Origin of the sequence: Thiocapsa imhoffii, from assembly GCF_016583985.1 — a bacterium.
Taxonomy (GTDB): Bacteria; Pseudomonadota; Gammaproteobacteria; order Chromatiales; family Chromatiaceae; genus Thiocapsa; species Thiocapsa imhoffii.
Window position 1 is genome coordinate 331,616 of sequence record NZ_NRSD01000001.1, and the last position, 22,875, is coordinate 354,490.

At 62.7% G+C, this 22,875-nt stretch carries 24 protein-coding genes; 9 read left to right on the forward strand and 15 right to left on the reverse strand.

Going from position 1 to position 22,875, the window contains the following annotated elements:
* Positions 1 to 30 precede the first annotated feature (30 nt).
* Positions 31 to 585: a hypothetical protein gene (locus CKO25_RS01430; RefSeq protein WP_200386109.1), complete on the forward strand. Its 555-nt coding sequence runs from the start codon at positions 31 to 33 to the stop codon at positions 583 to 585.
* Positions 586 to 604: 19 nt separating this feature from the next.
* Here the strand turns inward: CKO25_RS01430 and CKO25_RS01435 are convergent, their stop codons facing one another.
* From CKO25_RS01435 to CKO25_RS01450, 4 genes are all read right to left on the reverse strand, one after another.
* Positions 605 to 1,387, reverse strand: coding sequence for an endonuclease/exonuclease/phosphatase family protein (locus CKO25_RS01435; RefSeq protein WP_200386327.1), 783 nt, complete (start codon positions 1,385 to 1,387; stop codon positions 605 to 607).
* A 189-nt stretch (positions 1,388 to 1,576) separates the two neighbouring features.
* Positions 1,577 to 2,191: a c-type cytochrome gene (locus CKO25_RS01440; RefSeq protein WP_200386328.1), complete on the reverse strand. Its 615-nt coding sequence runs from the start codon at positions 2,189 to 2,191 to the stop codon at positions 1,577 to 1,579.
* Between the two features lie 311 nt (positions 2,192 to 2,502).
* Positions 2,503 to 2,991 carry a copper chaperone PCu(A)C gene (locus CKO25_RS01445; RefSeq protein ID WP_200386110.1) on the reverse strand — a complete coding sequence of 163 codons (489 nt, stop codon included), beginning with the start codon at positions 2,989 to 2,991 and terminating at the stop codon, positions 2,503 to 2,505.
* Between the two features lie 24 nt (positions 2,992 to 3,015).
* Positions 3,016 to 3,669, reverse strand: a complete 654-nt coding sequence (locus CKO25_RS01450) for an SCO family protein (RefSeq protein WP_338115040.1) — start codon at positions 3,667 to 3,669, stop codon at positions 3,016 to 3,018.
* A 203-nt stretch (positions 3,670 to 3,872) separates the two neighbouring features.
* Between CKO25_RS01450 and CKO25_RS01455 the strand changes: the two genes are divergently transcribed.
* On the forward strand, positions 3,873 to 4,688 hold the full coding sequence (locus CKO25_RS01455; protein ID WP_200386111.1) for a M90 family metallopeptidase: 816 nt from the start codon (positions 3,873 to 3,875) through the stop codon (positions 4,686 to 4,688).
* Positions 4,689 to 4,894: 206 nt separating this feature from the next.
* Positions 4,895 to 5,641: a methyltransferase domain-containing protein gene (locus CKO25_RS01460; protein WP_200386112.1), complete on the forward strand. Its 747-nt coding sequence runs from the start codon at positions 4,895 to 4,897 to the stop codon at positions 5,639 to 5,641.
* 31 nt (positions 5,642 to 5,672) lie between these two features.
* On the opposite strand, the gene CKO25_RS01465 is transcribed toward CKO25_RS01460, so the two are convergent.
* The 3 genes from CKO25_RS01465 to ampD form a co-directional block, all read right to left on the reverse strand.
* On the reverse strand, positions 5,673 to 6,407 hold the full coding sequence (locus CKO25_RS01465) for a 16S rRNA (uracil(1498)-N(3))-methyltransferase (protein ID WP_200386113.1): 735 nt from the start codon (positions 6,405 to 6,407) through the stop codon (positions 5,673 to 5,675).
* 10 nt (positions 6,408 to 6,417) lie between these two features.
* Positions 6,418 to 6,837 (reverse strand): DUF423 domain-containing protein, encoded by a 420-nt coding sequence (locus CKO25_RS01470; RefSeq protein WP_338115041.1) that lies wholly within the window; start codon positions 6,835 to 6,837, stop codon positions 6,418 to 6,420.
* A gap of 560 nt (positions 6,838 to 7,397) precedes the next feature.
* The gene (ampD, locus tag CKO25_RS01475) at positions 7,398 to 7,991 is read right to left on the reverse strand and encodes a 1,6-anhydro-N-acetylmuramyl-L-alanine amidase AmpD (protein WP_200386114.1); all 594 of its coding nucleotides are present in this window, start codon (positions 7,989 to 7,991) and stop codon (positions 7,398 to 7,400) included.
* Between the two features lie 86 nt (positions 7,992 to 8,077).
* Here ampD and nadC point away from each other — a divergent pair, with 86 nt between their 5' ends.
* Entirely contained in the window at positions 8,078 to 8,992 is a 915-nt protein-coding gene (gene nadC / locus CKO25_RS01480; RefSeq protein WP_371829687.1) for a carboxylating nicotinate-nucleotide diphosphorylase, read from the forward strand.
* Between the two features lie 69 nt (positions 8,993 to 9,061).
* Here the strand turns inward: nadC and CKO25_RS01485 are convergent, their stop codons facing one another.
* The 3 genes from CKO25_RS01485 to CKO25_RS01495 all read right to left on the reverse strand — a co-directional run bounded on the left by CKO25_RS01485 (position 9,062) and on the right by CKO25_RS01495 (position 12,094).
* Complete coding sequence (locus tag CKO25_RS01485; RefSeq protein ID WP_200386115.1) at positions 9,062 to 9,406, reverse strand: chaperone modulator CbpM; 345 nt, start codon at positions 9,404 to 9,406, stop codon at positions 9,062 to 9,064.
* 3 nt (positions 9,407 to 9,409) lie between these two features.
* Positions 9,410 to 10,336 (reverse strand): DnaJ C-terminal domain-containing protein, encoded by a 927-nt coding sequence (locus CKO25_RS01490; protein ID WP_200386116.1) that lies wholly within the window; start codon positions 10,334 to 10,336, stop codon positions 9,410 to 9,412.
* Positions 10,337 to 10,564: 228 nt separating this feature from the next.
* Positions 10,565 to 12,094, reverse strand: coding sequence for an AAA family ATPase (locus CKO25_RS01495; RefSeq protein ID WP_242467268.1), 1,530 nt, complete (start codon positions 12,092 to 12,094; stop codon positions 10,565 to 10,567).
* A 392-nt stretch (positions 12,095 to 12,486) separates the two neighbouring features.
* Between CKO25_RS01495 and CKO25_RS01500 the strand changes: the two genes are divergently transcribed.
* From CKO25_RS01500 to CKO25_RS01510, 3 genes are all read left to right on the forward strand, one after another.
* The gene (locus CKO25_RS01500; protein WP_200386117.1) at positions 12,487 to 14,037 is read left to right on the forward strand and encodes a 2-isopropylmalate synthase; all 1,551 of its coding nucleotides are present in this window, start codon (positions 12,487 to 12,489) and stop codon (positions 14,035 to 14,037) included.
* Between the two features lie 15 nt (positions 14,038 to 14,052).
* Positions 14,053 to 14,847 carry a uracil-DNA glycosylase gene (locus CKO25_RS01505; RefSeq protein WP_200386118.1) on the forward strand — a complete coding sequence of 265 codons (795 nt, stop codon included), beginning with the start codon at positions 14,053 to 14,055 and terminating at the stop codon, positions 14,845 to 14,847.
* Positions 14,848 to 15,002: 155 nt separating this feature from the next.
* A complete protein-coding gene (locus CKO25_RS01510; protein WP_200386119.1) occupies positions 15,003 to 15,368 on the forward strand; it encodes a sulfur globule family protein in 366 nt (121 codons plus the stop codon).
* Between the two features lie 206 nt (positions 15,369 to 15,574).
* Here CKO25_RS01510 and CKO25_RS01515 read toward each other — a convergent pair whose 3' ends face one another.
* Both CKO25_RS01515 and CKO25_RS01520 read right to left on the reverse strand, forming a co-directional pair.
* A complete protein-coding gene (locus tag CKO25_RS01515) occupies positions 15,575 to 16,102 on the reverse strand; it encodes a phosphatase PAP2 family protein (RefSeq protein WP_200386120.1) in 528 nt (175 codons plus the stop codon).
* Positions 16,103 to 16,541: 439 nt separating this feature from the next.
* Positions 16,542 to 17,198: a histidinol-phosphatase gene (locus tag CKO25_RS01520; protein ID WP_200386121.1), complete on the reverse strand. Its 657-nt coding sequence runs from the start codon at positions 17,196 to 17,198 to the stop codon at positions 16,542 to 16,544.
* 323 nt (positions 17,199 to 17,521) lie between these two features.
* On the opposite strand from CKO25_RS01520, the gene CKO25_RS01525 reads away from it, so the two are divergent.
* Together CKO25_RS01525 and ptsP are read left to right on the forward strand one after the other, a co-directional pair.
* A complete protein-coding gene (locus CKO25_RS01525; protein ID WP_200386122.1) occupies positions 17,522 to 18,061 on the forward strand; it encodes an RNA pyrophosphohydrolase in 540 nt (179 codons plus the stop codon).
* Positions 18,062 to 18,162: 101 nt separating this feature from the next.
* Positions 18,163 to 20,424, forward strand: a complete 2,262-nt coding sequence (ptsP, locus tag CKO25_RS01530) for a phosphoenolpyruvate--protein phosphotransferase (RefSeq protein ID WP_200386333.1) — start codon at positions 18,163 to 18,165, stop codon at positions 20,422 to 20,424.
* A 56-nt stretch (positions 20,425 to 20,480) separates the two neighbouring features.
* Here the strand turns inward: ptsP and CKO25_RS01535 are convergent, their stop codons facing one another.
* The 3 genes from CKO25_RS01535 to CKO25_RS01545 are packed head-to-tail and all read right to left on the reverse strand — an operon-like array spanning position 20,481 to position 22,855.
* Complete coding sequence (locus CKO25_RS01535) at positions 20,481 to 21,905, reverse strand: FAD-binding oxidoreductase (RefSeq protein ID WP_200386123.1); 1,425 nt, start codon at positions 21,903 to 21,905, stop codon at positions 20,481 to 20,483.
* Positions 21,880 to 22,485: a BON domain-containing protein gene (locus CKO25_RS01540; RefSeq protein ID WP_242467270.1), complete on the reverse strand. Its 606-nt coding sequence runs from the start codon at positions 22,483 to 22,485 to the stop codon at positions 21,880 to 21,882. Before CKO25_RS01540 ends, CKO25_RS01535 begins: the two co-directional genes overlap by 26 nt.
* Positions 22,486 to 22,489: 4 nt before the next feature.
* Complete coding sequence (locus CKO25_RS01545; protein WP_200386125.1) at positions 22,490 to 22,855, reverse strand: YraN family protein; 366 nt, start codon at positions 22,853 to 22,855, stop codon at positions 22,490 to 22,492.
* Between the last annotated feature and the right edge of the window lie 20 nt (positions 22,856 to 22,875).

Genomic DNA, 22,875 nt, shown 5'->3' on the forward strand with positions numbered 1-22,875 from the left:
AGGGCCCTAGCGCACCGGATCCGCATGTCCATGCATACTGGCCGTTTGGTGATCACCCCACGGGAGCCGGATTGCTGTCCTGAGCGCCCGTTGGTTGTGAGGGTCTTGACGGAGACCGGTTTCATCGAGGGTCTCTTGCCGGGTCGCGCACAGGACTTCATGGTCGGCCCCGCCTTTTTGGACCTGATCTCCTTCGTGGGGTGCGCGGTTGCTGTCTCCACCGATGCGGCTGCGGGTCTACCCTTCACGCATGTTCGATTGCCGTCTGATCCGGGGCGACCCCAGTGGTGCCATGGACGCAACACGCGTGCGCCACGCTGTCCCCGCTGTCGGACGCCGAGAACTGAGTGGCGCGCGCAGGTCGCGGCGGCGATGGAGTTGGGAGACCATGCAATCGACTGTCCAGCATGCGGTGCGAGCGCGCGACCTTGGTCTTGGGACTGGCGGCATCAAGGTGGATTTGGTCGCCGACTGATTGTCGTGGAGGAGGTCTTTCCGGGCGAGGCCATGCCCACGCCAGGTGTGCTCGACGCCTTGACGATGGCGACGGGGCGTGCGTGGCACTTTTTCTACGTTCAGGATTGAGCCGCTGCAGGGCGTCTGCCTAGTCCGCGATGTGGTCGATCGGTTGCGCCGCCGGTTCACCGGGCGCAGCGAAGGACAGGCCCTCGGGCAGTTCGACCGTCATGCTCAGTGGCAGGTGATCCGATAAGGCATAGTCAACGACTCTGGCGTTGACGAGGCGCAGTTCCTGCGAGATTAGAATGTGATCGAGGTTGTGCGTCGGGCGCCAACTCGGGAAGGTTTTCAATTCGCAGTCAAGCCCACGCATGCTCGTTCGCCGTACCATGGCCCGCAGCCCTTGTGAGTCACAGCCGCAATTGAAATCGCCCATGATCACGAGATACGGGTGTTGGTCCGCCAGTTCGACCAAGAAATCGAGCTGGCGGCGTCGCGCGCGCGAGCCGAGCGCAAGATGAACGATGGCGATGGCTAGGGTCGCTTGGTTGGATAACTCGATCTCGGCCAGCATGGCGCCCCGTCCGGGCAGCCCGGGGAGCTTGTGCTCGGTGATGTGTTTCAGCCGCAGCCGGCTGAGAATGCCATTACTGTGTTGCGCGAAGGGGCCGAGATTGCGGTTGATCTGGCGGTACCAATGCGGGAAGGCACCGTGGCGGGCGAGATATTGGATCTGATCGACATAGGCACTGCGTAACGAGCCGGCATCCACCTCCTGCAAGCCGACTAAATCGAACTGATGAAGCAGTTGCCCGATCCGCGTTAGGTTCGTGAGGCGCTCAGGATGCGGAAGAATGTGTTTCCAACTGTTGGTGACATAGTCGCTGTACTGTCGCGAACGAATGCCAGCCTGGACGTTATAGCTCAGTAGCTTGACCCGACAGTTTCGGGTGGCATGCGCGTCAGCGTGATCCGTGCGAGCGGCCGCGCCGGAGTCGCTCGAAGGTGACTCTGGCACCGGCCGCCCTGCGTGGGAGAGGTTGTCCACCGGATCCGTGATCGGCTGCGGGCTGATGCGCACTCAACCGGCGCGATGCGCGCCGGAGGACGCGATCCGTTACTGGCTCAGACCTTGGATATACTGAGAAACCGCAGCAATTTCCTGGTCAGTCAGCCGTGCCGCCGCACCACGCATCATCCCATTGGGATCGTTCGCGCGCAGACTGTCGCGGAAATGCTCGAGGGTCTGCTTGGTGTAGTCCGCGTGCTGTCCCGAGAGTCGCGGGAATTTTGCCAAGGACTGACCTTGGCCCGCTGGGCCGTGGCAACCGCCGCAAGCGGGCACGCCGCTCTCGGGATTGCCCCAACGATAGATCGACTCGCCCAAGGTGGCGAGTTCAGGATCAGCCTCGCCGGGGGTCTTGGCCTGCAGCGCGAAGTAGGCGGCGAGATCGAGCACTTCCTGATCGGTCAATGGCATCGCCATCGGCGTCATCTGTTCGTTGGCCCGGTTCCCCGCACGATAGTCGTTGAGTTGCTTGATGATGTATTCCGGATGCTGACCCGCGAGTTTCGGCCAAATGGGTACGATGCTGTTCCCTTGCGGCCCGTGACACGCCATACAGATACTGTTCGCTTTCTCTTCGCCAGCTTGCGGGTCCCCAGCGGCTTGCACCGCGCCGCTCACTAAGAGAGTTGCCACCGAAATCGTTATCAGCCAATTCTTTACCATGAGGATGCCTAATCGGGTCAGGAGTCGTGGTCGTGTCATCCGACTGATCCGTGCAGCAGGGTCAGTCACGAATTGATTCGTGGATGTATATCAGAAGCTACGCATATTGGTCAAACGGATGCCCCCGTGATCAGTGCGTCGCCGCCGGGTTGGCGGCACTGATCGTGGCTTACTGAAGACCCTTCCGGACGCTGAAGATTCCCACCCAATCCCCTCGTTCCGATTTTGGTTTTACCAGGCCCGGGAGGCGGGCCGGCAGCGTCGGAGCGTCGCGATCGGGCCGTGCTCGCTCCCGTGGGGTGTGGGGCGCGCTAATGGTGACGATGGTGCATGTCGAGCTGCTGCACGGGGGCCTGGATTTGAAGACGTTCGCCATCTTCGAACACGAGCGTGAGATCGACGATCCCACCCACCTCAAGAGGTTGCTTAAGCCCAATGAGCATCAGGTGCAGGCCGCCGGGTTGTAAGACGACGCGTTCGCCTGCCGGAATGTCGATCCGCTCGATCTGTCGCATGCGCATCATGCCGTCCTCTTCGAGATGCGTATGGAGTTCAACGGTCATCGCGCTCTCACTCTCGGCGGCAATCAGAGCCTGGTCTTGATCGGAGTGGTTTGCGATGGTCATGAAGACCGCGCTATTGGGTTGGCCGGGCGGCACCGCGCGGGCGTAGGGCTCCATGATGTCGAGCGTGGTAGTGGCTTGGTCCGCGGCTGCGAGCGCCCACGGAATCGCTGGTGGAGCCAGGGCAGCTAGGGCGAGGACGCCGAGGACGAGGTGGTGGCGGGTGCTGTGGCGCATCGTGTCAGTCTCCAGGTGAAGGTCTCATTCAGGGCTCGTTGTCGTGGGCCTGGTCTCGGTGCCGAGGAGTGTGCGAATAGCATCGGCCAGCTCGACGGATGGCGTGGCATGGTCGAGGGTCTGGACCAGACGACCATGCGGGTCGATGAGGTAGCTGTAGGCGGAGTGATCCACCACATAGCCCATGGCCGAGTCAGTGAGTTCGGTGCGTCGGTAGGCGGCGCCAAAGCGTGCGGCAACCTCGGCAAGCTGTTCGGGCGTCCCGGTCACGCCGCGGATCCGCGGGTGGAAATAGCCACTGTACTCTGCCAGTCTTTCCAGGCTGTCACGCTCGGGGTCGACGCTGATGAAGAAAACCTGAACGCGGTCGCGTTCCTCCGGCGTCAGGAGTGTGAGTGCGTTGGCGATCAGAACCAGATTGGTGGGGCAGATATCCGGGCACCAGGTATAGCCGAAATAGAGGAGCAAGACGTCACCGCGCAGGTCCGCCGAGTTGACCGGTCCGTCGATGGAGTCGAGTTCGAAATCGCCCCCGATCGGGGGTGCCGCAAGGTCCAGGGTGTGGTGCTGGAGCACCGGATGTGGCTGCTCCGGACCCGGTGGTGCCCACTGGAGGAGCCACACGAGGAGGCCACCTAAGATGAGGATCGCGATGATCAAGCCAGTGCGCATCGTCATGATGACGGGAACCGCCCGTGGAGGAATGACATCATCTTGGGGGGCGGTTGGTCAGCTGCATTGACCCAGATCAACCACTCATCAAGACCTTTGGTGGCACATGTCATCTTGTGTGATAACACCTACCGGCTGTGGGATCCGGCGCAACCGACGCCACTCGGAGCGCTCGGCACGCCACGGCCAGGTGGGCTGGGGAGACGAGCATGCGGGGGTTGATCAACTGGTGGCAAGGACGGGTGCTCGCGCATGAACGCGCACGGATTGCGCCGCATAATTGGGAGCAGGTCTGGGAGGCGCTGCCGTTGCTTGCTGATCTGACCGAGGCGGAATCCCGTCGACTCGCGGACCTTGCCCTCTTGTTCCTGCGTGAAAAGCGGATCGATCCGGCGCAAGGGCTGGAGTTGACCGATCCGATGCGGCTTGCCATCGCGCTGCAGGCCTGCTTGCCCATCCTGGAACTCGGGCTCGATTGGTTCACGGGATGGTATGCCGTGATCCTCTATCCGGAGGAATTCGTGCCCGAGCGCGAGGTCGTCGGCGATGACGGCGTGGTCTGGATCGAGCATGAGGCTAAGAGTGGTGAAGCATGGGAGCAAGGCCCCGTCATCCTGTCGTGGGCGGATGTTGCAGCCAGCTGCGAACGGGATGGGTACAATGTCGTGATCCATGAATTCGTGCATAAGTTGGATCTTCGTGATGGGGCCGCGAACGGCTGTCCGCCCTTACACCCCGAGATGTCGCCGCGGCAGTGGACGGATACCTTTGCGGCGGCCTACCAGGATCTTTGTGACCGTGTCGACGCGGGGGATGCGACCCCATTCGACTCTTACGCGACGGAGTCCCCCGCCGAGTTCTTCGCTGTGATCAGCGAAAGTTTCTTCGAAGTGCCCAAGCGGCTGCACGCGGAGTATCCTGGTGTGTATGAGCAGTTGCGTGCCTTCTATCGTCAGGATCCCCTGGCGCGGATGCGCGCAACCCGGCCATCGGCGCGGATGTCCCTCCCTGGTTGGAGCCGCTGACGCAACCCGCGGGTCTCGGCCATGAGCGGGTTTTCCGGCCAACGCTCTGGTCTGAGCGCAGAGGCTGAGACTCGGGCGAGGGTGCCGTAACCCTCGAGACCCCACGGCCCGCTCATGACACGGCATCCTGACTGTCCCGCTGGGGTCCGAAATGATCGATCGCGAGTTGTCGCATGCAAAGAGGTGACCGGATTGAGGCTTGGAGCGTGAGTGCCCCCATCAGCCATTGGCGCGAACTGAGCGCTGATCCTAATGACCCGCGGGTTCGCCAGTATCTACGCGAGCAGTTACGCGCGGCACGTCGGGGCCACATTCGTGAGACCGAGACCTTTCTCAAGGAATTCGTGCGGGATCAATCCGTGCTCGACATCGGTGTGGTCGCGCACACCATTGCGCAGGCCGACGACCCAAGGTGGCGTCATAATCTGATCCGCGACGCCGCATCCTCGGTGGTGGGTGTGGATATCCTCGAGGAGCCGGTCATGCAGTTGCGTGCGCGTGGCTATGACATCCGGGTCGTCGATGCCACCAGCGCCGCCGATCTGGGACAGCGCTTTTCGCGGATCGTGATCGGCGACGTGATTGAGCATGTGGACAATCCCGTCGCCTTGCTGCGGTTTGCGATGCGCCATCTGGCGCCGCACGGATGCGTGCTGTGCTCGACGCCCAACCCCTTCCATCTCGGCAGTGTTTGGAGCGTGCTGCGCGAGGGGACCTTCATCGCGAATGCCGAACATGTCTCCTGGATCACGCCGACCATGATCCTGGAATTGGCCCAGCGTGCCGGGTTGCGTCTGAGCCGCTATTGGACCGCGCCCAAGACCCGCGGCACCCTTCTGCGCAAAGTCTCTGTCAAGGCGCTCGCCTTCACCGGTATCTGGGATTGCGAACTCTTCTCGAGGACCTTCGTGTATCTTCTCGAGCGCGATGAGCATCCGGATGGCGTGGGCTGAGTGTCGCTCCGACGCGGGTCCTCCACACCCCTCAGTTGCCCCGCAGGTCACCCCAGAGTGCTTGAATGATCGCGATAGCGGCCAGCGGTGCGGTCTCGGTGCGCAGGATCCGTGGCCCAAGGTGGACTCCAGTAAAACCAGCCGCGCGCGCCTGCTCGCGCTCACGCGGGCCGAGGCCGCCTTCGGGTCCAACCAGGAGGGTGATGCGAGCGTCCGGGGGCGCCGCGGAGGCCAAGGGTTGGCGAGCGGTCGGATCGAGGAGCCATCCGCCCTCGCCTTGACCATCGAGCCAGTCTCGAAAGGGTGCCGCAGGATCGAGCCTGGGCACGCGTCGGCGACCGGATTGTTCGCAGGCGGCGATCAGGACGCCACGCCAATGGTTCTGTCGGCGCTCAAGCCGCGCCCCACTGAGGCGGACTTGGCTGCGTTCGGTGAACAGCGGGCTGATCCGTGCCACTCCAAGCTCGACGGCCTTTTGCAGCGCCACATCCATCCGCTCGCCCTTCGAGACCCCGAGGGAGAGTGTGATCGCGAGAGGGTGCCGCGGCTCAGGTTCGCCCGCGGCGAGGATGCGCACGCGCACCGCGGAGCGCTCGATGTGAATGATCTGTGCCCGGTAGTCGTGACCGTCGCCATTGAAGAGAACGAGCGGTGCGTCCTGTTGCAGTCGGAGAACCTGGGTGAGGTGCCTGGCAGGTTCAGGGGCGAGTTGCAGAACGCCGCCTGGAGCAAGTGAATCCTCGACGTAGATGCGTGGCTGTCGCATCCTCACGCGCTCAGGAGTGCTGTTCGGGCACGGCGGTGTGCCAACGCCAGCCGGCAAGCGTGAGGAGCGCCCAACCAGCGATCAAGAGCAATCCGCCGAACGGTGTGATGGCCCCCAATGCACCCAGATCCGTCAAGACCAGCGCGAACAGGCTGCCGCTGAAGAGAAGGGTTCCCAGCAGGAAGACCCGGGCCGCCCATTCGACCAGGTGCGCTTGCGGGCGGATGCTGAGCAGGACGCCACAGATGAGGATCACCACGCCATGGAGTGCGAGATAATCCGTTGCGGTGCCCCAGGCGACGAGTCGCTCGGGGGTAATAAGATGACGCAGACCATGTGCGCCAAAGGCGCCGAGCGCGACCGCGAGCAGCCCACATAGGCCACCTGCGATCAGCCAGGGACGGGGACTTGTCGAGGTTCTGCTGGACACTGGGGATGCTCCTCTGTTACGCACATGATAAGGGTAGTTTATGAACGCAGGTCAAAATTCTGTTTTGACCCGAAGGATGCTGGGTACTAACCTCAACACATCTTGAGTGGCCCCGCGGTCGGCGCCCATGATGGTGATCTTGTGAGGGCAGTCCTAATCCGACTTTGGTGAGCGGGCGGCTGTCGACCTGAATAGACGAGGAGAAGTAACACTGCGTTGCCAATGTCGTCTCTGATTGCAGAGACCAGGACTTGGTTCAGCCTTGAGCGCCCAGGTCGATGCGACTGGCATGAGCAACCTGTTTCAATAACGAAGCCAACCGGGCGAACCGCCCTGAGTCGGCTCAATGTTGACCGAACGTCTGATGACGTTCGGTCTTTTTGTTTGTACGGCATCCGTTCGTTGCCGGGCGCTCGCGGGTGTGGGGCCGGGCGTGTGCGAACGCGGCCGGCTCTCAGCGCGCCGGCTCACGACCACCTCCATTGCCACTGCCGCGTCCGGGGCAGAGCAGGCCGAGTGCGGCGATGACGGCGACACCGGGCGCTAGGCGTTCGGCGCACTCAAGATGCTGGCAAGTGGAGTGCGAGGCGATAACGTGCCCAGTCGAAGGCGGGTCCGGGGTCAGTCTTGCGTCCTGGTGCGATCTCGCTATGACCAGCGATGCGCTCTGGAGTGATGCCGGGGTAGGATTTGAACAGCTGATGCGTGCAACGCACGAGGCACTCATACTGAGCGTCCGTGAAGGGGGTGGTGTCGGTCCCTTCCAACTCGATGCCGATCGAGAAGTCATTACAGCCGTCGCGGCCGGCAAATCGCGAGACGCCGGCATGCCAGGCCCGTTGCTCACAAGGGACGTATTGCAACAACTCGCCATGACGGCGAATGAGGAGGTGCGTGGAGACACGCAGGCTGCTGATGGTCTCGAAATACGGGTGGGCGCTGGCATCGAGCTGTCCAAGAAAGAGGTCGTCGATCCAAGGTCCGCCGAAGTGGCCCGGCGGCAGGCTGATATTATGAATGACCAGGAGGTTGACCTGGGTCCCTGGTGGCCGTGGGTCGTGATGTGGTGATGGCCTTCTGCGCGCATCGCGAAGCCACCCCTCCTCATCAAGACCGGGTTGGCACGGATGAGCGGCTGGTGTCTGAAGCCTCATGTCGCTGACCTGTCTGGCCAGATCCGTTCTCGGGCGTGGCCCGCCATGTGAGCAGGGATCTGGCCGCTTTGTGTCGGAGTGAGTCTATGGTGAGTCTAGCGCAACGTTTGCCGTCGGAGCTTGTGCCCCCAGATCCAATGATGCCAGATCCAACGATGATTGATGCGCAGGTTCGCGCCGCGCTCGCGGAAGACGTCGGGACTGGCGACCTGACCGCAGCCTTGTTGGCTGATGAGCGCCTGGTGCGAGCGGAGTTGATCTCGCGAGAGTCGGCCGTGCTCTGTGGCGTGGCCTGGGCCGAGCGGGCGTTCCACCTGCTCGACCCGCGCATCCGGGTGCGCTGGGACCTTGGTGATGGCGGCCGCATCGTTGCGGGTCAACGCCTCGCCGTGCTCGAAGGCCCGGTTGCGGGGATCTTGAGCGCGGAGCGCACGGCCATGAACTATCTCCAAACGCTCTCAGGGACGGCAACGCGGGCCGCGGAGTTTGCCGCGGCGGTAGCGGGGTTGCCGGTGATGGTGCTGGATACGCGCAAGACCCTTCCAGGGCTGCGTCTGCAACAGAAGTATGCCGTCCGGTGCGGCGGCTGCCACAATCATCGGATCGGTTTGTTCGACGCCATTCTCATCAAGGAAAATCACATCCTCGCTGCCGGGTCGATCGGCGCCGCCTTAGCCGCGGCGGCGGCACTGGGTCGCGATGTTCCGATTCAGATCGAAGTGGAGCGTCTTGATGAGTTGGAGACGGCACTGGAGGCTGGGGCGCGCTTGATTCTGCTCGACAATTTCACACTCGATGATCTCCGTCGTGCGGTTGCGCTCACGGCCGGTCGGGCTCAACTCGAGGCCTCCGGGGGCGTGACGCTCGAGACGATTCGTGCGATTGCCGAGACCGGAGTCGATCGCATCTCGGTCGGTTCGCTCACCAAGGATGTACGGGCCGTTGACCTGTCGTTGCGGGTGGTCGACGCCGCGGCAGCTGCCGCGCTCCCGCCTGCTTGAACCGATATCGGCACTGGCTTGAACGCTCGCGCGGATCCCCGTTGCAGATCGGGCGATGCGCCTCGGTAGTCAGCGGATCGGCCGTGCCTGCCGCTGCCCGAGTTGGTGTTCGAGGACGCGCAGACGTTCGCGCAGATGCTCGATCTCATCGAGCAGATCGATCGCGAGCGCGGTTCCCGCGATGTTGAGTTTGAGGTCGCGACGCAGTCGCACGGCACGGCGGGCGCGGCGGACTTCGAGCCCATCGAATCGCCATTCCTCGGGTAGCGCTCCTTGCGGGCGCAGCAAACCCTCGGTGACCATGAGACTCACCATTCGGGTATTGGAGCCACAGAGCTGCGTCAACTCAGAGAAGGTCACGGTTAGACCTTCGTCGAGCAGGATCCCTTCAAGACGTGTCTCGGATTGCGTCATGGGTCAGACTCCCATCTCGGCCCTTGGGTTAAAGTGTAGACGCTCCGCCATCTCACGATAGGCCGCTTTCGCGTCGTCGGTCGTCGCCAGCGGCGTGACGATCTCGAGCACGACGATGGCATCGCCAGGCGGTTCACCCGGCAGACCCCGTCCTTTCAAGCGCAGTCGCTGTCCCGAGTGAGATCCCGCTGGGACCTTGAGGTTCACGGTTCCGCCAAGTGTTGGAACCGAGACGGAAGCCCCGAGTGCCGCCTCCCAGGGTGCGATGGGAAGTTTCAACTGGATGTCCTTGCCCTCGACACTGTACAACCGATGCGGATTGATCTCGATCTCGAGGTAAAGATCGCCTTCCGGCCCGCCATTGACGCCGGGTGTGCCTTGGCCGCTGAGTCGAATCTGTCGCCCGTGCGTGACGCCCGCTGGGATCCGAACATTCAACGTCTTGGTGCGCATCCGGGGACGCCCATCGGCTCCGAGTTCTGGGACGTCGAGCCGAATTTGGCGGGTCCCGCCGCGATAGGCCTCTTCAAGATCGATCGGTAGTCGCACGGTTTGGTCCTGTCCACGCCGACGTTGGCGCCCCTGTTCATCAGCACGGAACTCGCGTCCGAACAGGCTTGAGAAGAACTCACTGAACTCAGCCATTTCCTCCGCGCTGAAGTGAACGTTCTGATGGGTTTCGCCGGGGGCTGGGCGGAAGTTCTGCCCCGCATGCCAGTTAGACCCCAATGCATCGTAGGCCGCGCGCTTTTCGGGGTCGTGCAGCACCGCGTTGGCCTCATTGATCTCCTTGAACTTGACCTCCGCGTCGGTCTCCTGGCTGACATCTGGATGGTACTGACGCGCCAGCTTACGATACGCGCGTTTGATCTCGGCCTGGGTGGCATCACGGGCAACCCCCAGTGTTTTATAATAGTCCTTGTATTCCATTGCAGCGCCTCGGAGAAGTGGCCAACAGGGACTGTTGAACTCAGTGCAAGGTCGAATGTAGGGTCATGCCAGCGAGATTACGACATCGCACCGAGCCGCGGCCCAGGCTCCACCAACGGCGACGACGCGGGCTTCAGTCTGCTCATGCTGGAGTCTGGACGCGGGCCTCGACAAGGAGACCGCCCCGGCGCGCGGAGACTGGAGCCGTGTGATCCCCCGGTCCATCGGCTAGGCTCCCACGGGGGGCTGGTCGTGCGGCTCGTGGCCATCCTGATCCTCTGGGCCGTGAGCCTGGACCGTGCGGCCGCGTGACCAGGCGCGCAGGGCGTCGAGTTGTGACGACATCACCACCGAAAGCGGCTTGGTGCTGGTCACCTCCCGCATCAGCGCCTCGGTCGTGACGCGACCGCGTACGCTGCTGTCCGCATAGAGCGCGGAGACCACGGCCTGCTCGATCCCGGCACCCGTAAATCCCGCGCTGGCATCGGCGAGGGCGGCAAGGTCGAATGCCGCGGGATCGAGACCGCGGTGACGCAGGTGAATCGCGAAGATTTCACGCCGCACTGGGCCACCCGGCAAGTCGACGAAGAAGATCTCATCGATCCGACCCTTGCGAATCAACTCGGGTGGGAGCCGTGAGATGTCGTTGGCGGTTGCCGCGAGGAAGACGCGCGTCGTCCGTTCGGCCATCCAGGTGAGCAGGGTTGCGAGCACGCGCCGTCCAACGCCCTCGTCTTCCGAGCCGGTAGCGACGCCTTTCTCGATCTCGTCGATCCAGAGGACGCACGGCGCCATGAGATCGGCCGTGGCGAGCGCCTTGCGGACATTCTTCTCGGTCTCGCCGATGTATTTGTCATAGAGGGCACCGAAGTCGAGCCGTAGGAGTGGAACGCCAAAACCACCCGCAATGGCCTTGGCGGCAAGGCTCTTGCCGCCGCCCTGAACGCCGGTGATGAGGATGCCGCGGGGATGATCTCGCCCCGTCCCAGCGCGCAGAAAGGCCGAGCGCCGCCGCTCGATCCAGGCCTTGAGCGCGCTGAGCCCAGCGATCTCGGCGAAGGAACGGGTATCGTATTCGAAGCTGATGATCCCTTCAGGGCTCAGGAGTTCGTATTTGGCGCGCTTGACGGTCTCGACGTCCTCATGGGTGATGGCGCCATCATGACGGATCGCGTTGCGGATCAGGCGTCGCGCGTCGGATTCGGTGACGCCAAGCAGGTTGCGTGCGAGCTGATCAATGGCGTCACGACGGGTGCGGAAGCTGCGGCCGACCGCGCCGTCCTGCCAGCGTTGCGCCTCGTCACGAATCAACCAGAGCATGCGTTGTCGATCGGGCAGGCGCAGCTCGAATCGCAAACTGAGGTGGCGGATCTCCGGCGGGATCTCGAGCGCGTGGCTGACGAAGATAAGGGTCTTTGGCAAGTGCTCGTAGTCCTGAGCGATTTCCTTGATGAGCCGAACGTGCAGCGGGCTGTCGAGATAGGGGTGGAAGTCGAGCAGCATGTAGAGACCACGTTGCTGCGAGGAGCGGACATGACGGAGTAATTCGGTCGGATCGGCGAAGCGGCTGTGTGACCCGGTATCAAATTCGAGGCGTCGCAGTCCCTCGGTGATCGACCAGCGAAACGCCGGTTCGGCGATGCGCACGGCGAGTTTGGCAAAGAGTTCGATGACCCGTGGCTCCTCGATCGACTCGATCAGGACGATCGGCGTATCCGAGCGCAGCAGGATCTCCAAGTCATGTAGATCGGGCATCATGGCGCGCCGCCTCCCACGGTCGATGGGTCGAGATGCAGTCGTGCGGGTCGTTGATTATGCCGGGATTCACTCGATGCCGCTCGGTGCGCATGCGCCATGGGGCGCGCCACCGTGACGGCTGCCCGGCAATCGTCAGCGAAGCCGCGGTCTGTCTGTCCGACGCCAAGGAGGAACGTCTGATTTCGGCAGCTTATACACAGCGACCCGCTGGCCACAAGCAGGAGCTGATGCCGCTGTCATCGTTGGTTCGTCCAGCGGGTGATGAGCTGCGACTCGGGTGTCGCGCTGCTGGTTGTTGCCGTCTTCGTGCGCGTCGGGCAAGCTGCATGCTACTCGGCGAATTCGTGCCACTCACATCATTCTCGGATGTGGGCGTGACAGAGAGACTACCCATGATTGCTAAAGACCATTTGATCATTTTCGATACGACCTTGCGCGACGGCGAACAGAGTCCGGGCGCGTCCATGACCCGCGATGAGAAGGTGCGCATTGCCAAGGCCCTGGAGCGGATGCGCGTCGACGTCATCGAAGCGGGGTTCCCGATCGCCAGCCCAGGTGACTTCGAAGCCGTCAAGGCGGTTGCCGAGGCGATCCGCGACAGCCGCGTCTGTGGCCTGGCACGCGCGCTCGACCCGGACATCGACCGCGCCGGCGAAGCCCTGGCAGGGGCCGCGGCTGGGCGCATCCACACCTTCATCGCGACCTCACCGATCCATATGCAGAAAAAACTGCGCATGTCGCCCGATGAGGTGCTTGCGCAAGCCGTCCGTGCGGTGCAACGGGCACGCCGCTACACCGACGATGTCGAGTTCTCGCCCGAGGATGCTGGACGATCCGAAATTGATTTTCTCTGTCGCGTGCTCGAGGCGGTCATCGACGCCGGAGCCCGCACCGTCAACATCCCAGACACGGTTGGCTACAACATTCCGGACCAGTTCGGCTCACTGATCCAGACGTTACGGGAACGGATCCCGAACGCCGACCAGGCGATCTTCTCCGTCCATTGCCACAACGATCTCGGCTTGGCGGTCGCCAACTCGCTGGCGGCGGTGCGCAACGGTGCGCGACAAGTCGAGTGCACCATCAATGGTCTTGGCGAGCGCGCCGGCAACGCCGCGTTGGAAGAGATCGTCATGACGGTGCGCACCCGGCAAGACCTGTTCGATTGTGAGACTCGGCTCGATACGACTCAGATCATGAATTGTTCGCGTTTGGTCTCGGGTATCACGGGCTTCGCCGTGCAGCCGAACAAGGCGGTCGTGGGCGCGAATGCCTTTGCGCACGAGTCCGGAATCCATCAGGACGGTGTCCTCAAGAACCGTGAAACCTACGAGATCATGCGCGCCGAGGACGTGGGCTGGAATGCTAACCGCATGGTTTTGGGCAAGCACTCTGGTCGCAATGCCTTCCGCACGCGACTGCAGGAACTTGGCATCGTGATGGCCTCGGAAGAAGATCTGAATGCGGCCTTTTCGCGCTTTAAGGATCTGGCGGACAAGAAACACGAAATCTTCGACGAAGATCTGCAGGCCTTGGTGACCGATACCACATTGGATGCGGCAAACGAGCGCGTGAAATTGATCTCCTTACGGGTCTGCTCGGAGACTGGTGAGACCCCATGCGCCGAACTGGTGCTGGCATTCGATGGTGAGGAGCGTGGCGGAAGTGCCCGCGGCGGCGGTCCGGTGGACGCCACCTTCAAGGCGATCGAGTCGATCGTCACCAGTGGCACCGAGTTGAAGCTCTACTCGGTGAATGCCATCACCAGTGGGACCGACGCGCAGGGTGAGGTCACCGTCCGGCTCGAGCGCGGGGGGCGCATCGTTAATGGCCAAGGTGCCGATACCGACATCGTCATCGCATCGGCGAAGGCCTATCTCAATGCGTGTAATAAAATCTTGCAGCCAGTCGAACGGGCGCACCCACAACAGGGTCATGTGTGAAGCGAGACGAGCGGGATGGATGAGTCGCGACGATATGGTTATCTCAGTGCGATGGGCATCCGGGTCTGGGTGCCGCGCGCGCCGTTCGTCCCCGCTCGAACTGCGCCAGCAAGGCTCTCGTCGCCCCCGATTTCCGTGCAGGATTCGAGCCTTGGCGCGGATCCAGCGCCGGAGCAGGCACGGCCAGTGGAGGCTGCGCGCGAGGCCATGCCCTCCTCCTCGCGCGACGCCACGGATGTGCACAGCCTCGCATGGCCGGACCTGGCCGACGCAGTGGCCACCTGTCGCGCCTGCGTGCTCTGCGAGACGCGTCAGCAAACCGTCTTCGGCGTCGGTGACCGGGCCGCTCGACTCCTGCTCATTGGTGAAGCCCCGGGCGCGGATGAAGACCGCGCGGGCGAGCCGTTCGTCGGTCGCGCTGGGCAACTCTTGAACCGGATGCTTGCGGGAATTGGCCTGAACCGTGATCAGGTCTATATCGCAAATGTGCTCAAATGTCGCCCGCCCGGCAATCGGGATCCGAAGCCCGAGGAAATTCAGCAGTGCGAGGGCTATCTGCAACGGCAGATCGCCTTGATCCGACCTCGCGTGATCCTCTGCGTTGGACGGGTGGCTGCGCAGCATTTGATCGGAACCGATGCCCCGGTCGGCCGTCTGCGAGGGCGGTGGTTCGATCTCGGGGGTGACCAGATCCCGCTGCGCGTGACCTATCACCCCGCCTATCTCTTGCGCTCACCGGAACAGAAAGCAAAGGCTTGGGCTGATCTCATGGCAGTTGCACAGCGTCTGGCGACGCTGAAGGCCGCTTGATCGACTGGGTGATCGGTGTTGTCAATCGATTTGCGTGAATTGATCGATATTAATACTTTTAATATTTAATTAAATTCTAATATATTGTGCTTCGTGGACGGCGCAGAACCTCCACGCTTGCTGCTAAGTCACCATCCTCAATTGGAGAAAACAATATGAACAAACTCGCCACGGCCGCTGCCATCGCCGCGCTTCTCGGTGCCTCCGCCTCTGCTTCGGCATGGTGGGGGCCAGGTTATGGTGGTTATGGACCGGGTTACGGCTCCGGACTCGGCGACATGTTCAGCGACATGTTTGGTGATGGCTATGGTGACTTTAACTTCGGCATGAGCGGTGGTGGTTCGGGCCGTGGTTATGGTCGTGGTTATGGCCGCGGCCAGGGGTATGGCTACCCGCAGTACGGCTATGGTGCCCCGTACTATGGCCATGGCTATCCCTATGCCTACCCTTATGCCTACCCTTATGCGGCCCCAATGGCCCCGATGATGCCCGTCGCACCGGCCGCACCCGAAGCCAAATAAGATCGCGATGCGATGAGTGGTGCGTCTAGGGCGCACCCGATTCCCGAAAAAGGCCAGACCGAGCGTCTGGCCTTTTTCGTTGTCGCGCGCAAGGGTTTTGGTGTCCGGTTCGCCTGATCAGCCCGATGGGAGCTGGTGGTTCGGACGCGCCGGCCGGCCGAGGTCCAACCTCAGCGCGACCGCTGCGTGGTGATTGCGACAGCCGATCACGCTAGCCAGAGAATGCCAGAGAATGCGAGCGCTAGACCGATCAGCGTCGCGACCAGGACATCGCTCGGATAATGGAGCCCGAGAATGATCCGCGAGCTTGCTACAAGCATGGTGAAGGGAACCAGGATCCACGCGAGCCCGGGAAAGTAGTAGATGGCGACGGTCGAGAAGCTCACGGCGTGCAGGGTATGCCCGGAGGGAAAGCTGTAGCGGTCAAGCGGCGGGACGAGTGCGACAATCTCCGTCGCATAGTCACAGGGGCGCTCGCGTCGCGTCAGGAACTTGAGTGATTTGTAGAGCGCGAGCGCAATGCCGCCGGTGGCGACCATGTGCAGACTGGCCTTCAGCCCGAGCAATCCATGGTTGAGGGGCAGGAAAATGATCAAGCTATACCAAAAGACGCCGTCACCGAGTCGACTGATAACCGCAAAGGGCCGCTGGATCCATCGTCGCTGACCATTTCGCGCCCAGGCACGGCAGAGGGAGACTTCAACCTCATTGAGTCGTTTTAGCAACAAGCGCATGTCAAGCCTCCGCTCCGAAGTGTCGATGCACGTCGATGGAATGATGGATCGTGAGTCGATGGCCGACTGCTCGTGGCCCACCTCCAGGGTGTCGTGGCATCCTGGGACAGCGCGATCAAGAATCGAGCGCAGGGACTCGTCTCGCCGAAGTATGGTCCCATCGAGCTGAATCGAACGCCCATCCTGATTGCAATCGTCGCCGTCCTGGATGTTAAACCCACACTGTTGCAGTCCCGTGTGTCGAGGATGACAGAGCGATGAACGCCACATGGAGTCCCCGGCGATGTCTCTTCGACGCAGGCAAGAGCCCTTCGGTTCAACCCAACCCGACCCGCGGGACTCCACCAGAGCCCCGCGGCCTGCCCGTCGGCAGGCCTTGGCCTGTGGCTGGACCTGATCGGCTGTCGCGGCCGTGAGCGGGTCATCGTGCGCCGGTCAGTCAGTTTCTGAGCGAAATGATCGGCCAGTGGCGTGCCGCGGCCGTCTCCCTCAGACGGGGATCCGGATCGACCGCGATAGGATGCTCGACCCGCTCGAGCAGGGGTAGGTCGTTGTGAGAATCGCTGTAGAAGCTGCTGCCTGCGAGGTCCTGGCGATGGACCGCAAGCCAGTCTTGCAACCGCGTGACTTTGCCGTCGCGAAATGAGGGCACGCCAGCGGTCTCGCCCGTGAAGCGTCCGTTCTCTTCCGCCGGCAGGGTCGCGATGAGGTGTTCGATGCCGAAGCGGTTGGCGATCGGTGCGGTCACAAAGGCATTGGTCGCGGTAATGATCAAGAGCGTGTCGCCCGCCGCTCGGTGCCCCTCGATCAGCGTTCGAGCCGCCGGAAGCATGATGGGCTCGATCAACTCCGCGACGAAACGGGCGCGTAGTGCCTCAAGTGTGGCACGGGGATGGTCGCGCAGTGGCCGCAGTGAAAAGCGCAGAAAGGCGTCGATGTCGAGCGTTCCGGCATGGTAATCGCGATAGAACCGGACGTTTTCGTTCGCGTACTCCTCGGCATCGACCAATCCCTCAGCGGCCAGGAATTGGCCCCACAGATAATCCGAGTCACCAGCGAGCAGGGTATTGTCGAGGTCGAAGATCGCCAGTGCCATGGTTTCAATCCGATGCGTCTCGTGGTTGGTGTCCGGTGGCGTTGCCGATGCTGTGCGCACGCTGGCTGACGAACGCGCGGCGTGCGGACAGTCGCAGCACGACCATGATAGTCGCGAAACCGTACCCAGGTTGCAAGAGGGTCGCGCCACTCTTCGGTGGGGTGGTGGTCAGCAAGTGGCGCCCGATGCGGCAATGATTTTCGCAGTCTGGTGAAAGCCATTGATTGGCAGTTGTTTAGCGTGGTGGACCTGGTGTCCTCGGCTTGCCGGTCAGGCGCTGGATATGGAAGAATGAGACAACCTGGACTGACGGACTGAGTTCCTTGATCGATCACGACGGTTTCAGACCAAACGTCGGTATCATCCTGAGCAATCGGGACCGACGCCTATTCTGGGGCCGGCGTGTCGGCCAAAATGCGTGGCAATTTCCACAAGGTGGAATTCACTCCGATGAGACGCCCGAGCAGGCGATGTACCGAGAACTCGAGGAAGAGGTCGGTCTCGTTTCGGCTCAAGTCACGATTCTCGGCAGCACACGCGGCTGGCTGCGCTATCACCTTCCTAAGCGTTATATTCGTCGCCACTGTGGCCCGACCTGCATCGGTCAGAAGCAGGTCTGGTTCATGTTGCGCGTCGATTGTGGAGAGGATGCCTTCTGTTTGGACAAGACCGAGAAGCCCGAATTTGACGCTTGGCGTTGGGTGCGATACTGGCAGCCGCTCCACGAGGTGGTCTACTTCAAGCGCCGGGTCTATCTCCAGGCACTCGAAGAGTTGGCGCCAGCCTTGTACCCAGAAGGCCCCCCCGCGCGCGATGAGCCGCAGTCCCCAATCGCACGGTTGCTGAGCCAGGGAGGCCGATGACGGATTCAGGTTTCAAGCAGGCCGATCACGCTGTCATGGCATCCGGGCGCGATGCCGCGTCGGCGATGCCGCAAACCTCGGGCATGAGTCGCGGGCTGTCGATGTTGGAGTCGCTGCGCCGGATCGTGCAACAGGTCAACAACGCACCCGACCTGGAGCAGGCGCTCCGTATCATCGTCGAACGGGTCAAGCAGGCCGTCGGTGCCGATGTCTGCTCGGTCTATCTGAATGACTTCGAACATCGTCGTCATGTGTTGCATGCCACCGATGGGCTACGGGCCACGGCGGTGGGGCGGGTCCGCTTGGAGATGGGCCGTGGGCTGATCGGTCTGGTCAGCGAGCGCGCTGAGCCGATCAATCTCGATGACGCAGTGAACCATCCGCGCTATCAGCGCATCACCGACACGGGCGAGGAACAGTACCACGGCTTTCTCGGGGCCCCGATCATCCAGAACCGCAAGGTGCTCGGCGTCCTGGTCCTCCGCCAACGCGAAAAGCGACATTTTGGTGACGATGAAGTCACCTTCGTGGTCACGCTCGCCTCGCAACTGGCCGGGGCCATTACCTTCGCCCGCACCAATGGCGAACTCGCGCGACTCCAGGACGACGGCATCCCCCAGCGCTTTCTCCCCGGTCTGCCGGCCTCTCCCGGGGTCGCCCTCGGCACTGCCGTGGTGGTGTATCCCCCGGCCGATCTCAATGCCGTGCCGGACCGTCGCGCTGAGAATCCCGAGGGTGAGGTGCACGATTTTCTGAGCGCGGTCGAGCAGGTTGCGGAGGATCTAGATCGTTTCGCCGTGCGCACCCAGTCTCATCTGAGCGCCGAGGATCTGGCGCTGTTCGATGCGTGGCGCCTGATGCTCGAGAGTGACACCCTCATCGATGGCACCTTGACACGGATTCGCAGTGGCAATTGGGCGCCCGGGGCGTTGCGCGACACCATCGCCGAGCATGCCAAGGTGTTCGATGACATGGACGATCCCTACTTGCGCGAGCGCTCCTCCGATGTTCGTGACTTGGGTCGCTGCATCCTGACCCATCTGCAGAAGCTGACCGCGGCGCCGATCCAGTACGTTCCCAACACCATTCTGGTCGGTGAGGAACTCAGCGCCATGCAGATCGCCGATGTGCCACGTGAACTCCTCGCGGGGATCGTCTCGACCACGGGCTCGGGCTCGTCGCACGTTGGGATTCTGGCCCGTGGCATGGGCGTTCCCGCCGCGATGGCCGTTGCTGATCTTCCCGTGGGTCGGGTTGAGGGGCGCGAGTTGGTGGTGGATGGTTACCGTGGTCGGGTCTATGTCGCACCCGGTCCGACGGTGAAGTCCGAGTATCAGCGACTCGCCGCCGATGACGCCGCCTTGACGAGTGAGTTGCAGGCCTTGCGTCATCTCCCTGCCGAGACGACCGATGGTTACCAGGTGCCCCTCTACCTCAACACCGGTCTTGTCTCCGAGGCGCGGCCGCTCGGCCTTGAGGAGTCCGTCGGAGTGGGGCTCTATCGCACGGAGTTGCCGTTCATCGTACGCGACACCTTCCCGGGTGAGGCCGCTCAGATGTCGAATTATCGACGTGTGCTCGAGCTGTTCGCGCCGCGTCCCGTGACGATCCGGACGCTCGACATCGGAGGCGATAAGCCGCTGCCCTACTTTCCGATGCAAGAGGCCAACCCTTTCCTGGGCTGGCGCGGGATCCGCATCACCCTCGATCAGCCCGACATTTTCCTGACACAAATCCGTGCGGTGCTCCGGGCCTCTATCGGACTGGATAACCTCCAAATCCTCCTGCCGATGATCAGTACGGTCGGGGAGGTCGATGAGGCGCTGTTGCTCATTCATCGTGCGCACGAGGAACTCTTGGAGGAAGGGTATCAGGTTCATTTACCGCCCATTGGGGTCATGATCGAAGTGCCGGCCGCGGTCTATCAATGCGAGGCCTTGGCCCGCCGGGTCGATTTCCTCTCGGTTGGTACGAACGATCTAACCCAATACCTGCTCGCGGTCGATCGCAATAATGCGCATGTCGCGAAGCTGTACGATGAGTTCCACCCGGCGGTTTTGCGCGCCCTCCTGCAAATCCTTGCCGGTGCGCGGGTACATGGCCGGGAGGTCAGTGTCTGTGGCGAGATGGCGGGTGATCCGCTGGCCGCCTTCCTGCTCGTTGGGATGGGGATTCACAGTCTGAGCATGGGGGCGGGTAGCCTGCTGCGCGTCAAACAAGTGATCCGTAGCATCAGTCGAACCCGCGCGCGTGAGGTGCTCAAGGTCGCGCTCCAGTGTGAGGACGCGCTGGCGGTGCGACGCTTGCTTCTCGACGCGCTGGAGGCGGTCGGACTGGGCGGCTTGGTGCGCCCGGGCAAGTAGGCGCGGGCCGGGCAGCCGCCACCGGATTACCGCGGCGGATGCTGGGGTGAACTGGGTTAGGGAAGACTGTTCTGGGGGAAGCCTTTCCCCGGGTTGAGAATGCCCTTGGGGTCGAACTGACGTTTCAGATCAGCCATCAAGGTGAGCGTGGCCGCGTCGAGTTCGCGTGCAACAAAATCGCGCTTGGCGATTCCGACGCCGTGCTCACCGGACAAGGTCCCGCCGAGTTCAAGCACGAGTTGGAATACCGCGTCCAGACATGCGGTCGCTTGCGCGAACGCCTCCGCATCGTCTGGATCCGTCAGCAGGTTGACGTGAATATTGCCGTTGCCCGCGTGTCCGAAATTGACGATCCGCACACCGCGCTCGCGCGAGAGTTGCTCCAGTCCCTCGATCAAGGCGCCCATCTGGGAGACGGGCACGACCACGTCTTCGTTGATCTTTTTCGGGGCAATGTGACGCAGTGCGGGTGAGAGGGCCTTGCGGGTCTTCCAGAGTGCCGCGACCTCCTCGCGCGACTCCGCGCGCCGCAGTTCGAGCAGCCCGTTATTGCGCGCCGCCGCGCTGACCGCGCGACTCGCCTGATCGATACAGGCGAGCGGCCCATCGACCTCGATCATCAAGAGTGCGCCAACGCCGTGCGGGAGATCGAGACCAGCGTAGCGCTGCACCATGTCAATGGCGGCGGCGTCCATCAGCTCGAGCGCGCAGGGCACGATAGGCTGTGCCATGATGGCCGACACGGCGGCCGCGGCCGCATGAATGTCAGCATAGGCAGCGCGCAAGGTCTGCTTCGTCTCGGGGCGCGGCGTCAGTTTGAGCGTGGCCTCGGTGATGAGGGCAAGTGTTCCTTCCGAGCCGATGATAAGACGCGTGAGGTCATAGCCAACCACGCCTTTGGTCGTCAAGACCCCAGTGCGCAGACGCTCGCCGCGGCCGTCGACCGCAACCAGTCCGAGCGTGTTCTCGCGTGGCGTCCCGTACTTGACCGCGCGCGGTCCGGCGGAATTGTAGGCAAGATTGCCGCCGATGGTGCAACTGGCCGCGCTGGTCGGGTCTGGTGGCCAGAAGAAGCCAAGCGCGCCGATGGCGTCCTGGAGCTGTTCGTTGATGACGCCTGGTTCCACCACCGCAAGGCGGTCCTCCGGGGCGATCCGAATGATCCGTTGCATGCGTTCGAACGACAGCACGATGCCGCCGCGATCCGGGACCGTGGCCCCGGTGGTCCCCGTGCCCCGTCCGCGTGCGACGAGGGCCACGCCCGCCTCGGCACAGAGTCTGACCAAGCCGGCGATTTGATCGGCGTCGGTCGCGAAGACCACCGCCTGTGGGAGGGCATGGAGGCGGCTGTTGTCATAGCCGTAGGCCCAACAATCGGCCGGATCGGTGCGCAGGTTCTCGGGTCCGACGAGTTGCGCGAGACGGCTAAGAAACCCGCGCGACAAGTCCGGCGGATCAGGCACTGGGGGTGATGTATTCAAAGAGTTTCACCACGCGCTGCACACCCGGGACATAGCGGGCGGTCTCGGCGGCGGCCTCCGCTTCTTCCGGTGTCACCAAGCCCATTAAATAGACCACGGCGTCGCTGGTGACCACCTTGACGCGGGTCGGGTCGAAGTCCGGAAGACGCACCTTGAAGAGTTCGGCGTTGACCCGCGTACTGATGAAGGCGTCCTCGGCCTGGCGTCTGATATCGAGTGGTGCCCGGACCTGGATCTCGTCGACGACGCGCTGCACCTTTGGGATCACGCTGACCAGTGCCGTCGCGCGTTCCGCGAGTTCCAGGCTTTGCGCGGTGCCGGTGATGAGCAGCGTGCGGTTGTAGCTCGTCACCGACAGTTGGGTGTGGTCCCGCACGTCGGTATTGCGCACCAACGCACTCATCGCCTCGAACTCGATCTGTTGATCCTCGAGGATCACTTGAGGGCTGCGGCGGTCGTGCATCGTGGCGGTGGCGCCGACCAGCACGCCGCCGACGATCAAGGGTGCGCAACCTTGGAGTGGTAAGGTGAGTGCGAGCAACAGGACTCCACAGGTCAGACCAAGCGGACGTCGTGTCATCGCATCAATAATGGGGGTCATCTTCGAGCGAAAAGGCATTCTTGATCCATTGGATTCGGTCTTGACCGCTGATCGCGATCACATCGAAACGACAGGGTAGCACGGTCGGATGACGAAGCAGATAGTGACGCGCGGCGAGCGTCAGGCGTTGTTGCTTGCGTCGATCGACTGTCTCGGCGGGGCTGCCGAAGTGGCTGGAATGACGAAATCTCACCTCGACGAAGACCAGGGTCTCGCCGTCGCGCATGATGAGGTCGATCTCGCCGCGCCGGCAGCGATGATTGCGCGCGATCAGCTGCAAATGATGCCGCGTCAGATAGTCCTCCGCCAATCGCTCCTTCTGCTCGCCGATGATGCGCGTTGCAGGCATCCTTAGGAGTCGCTCGCGCC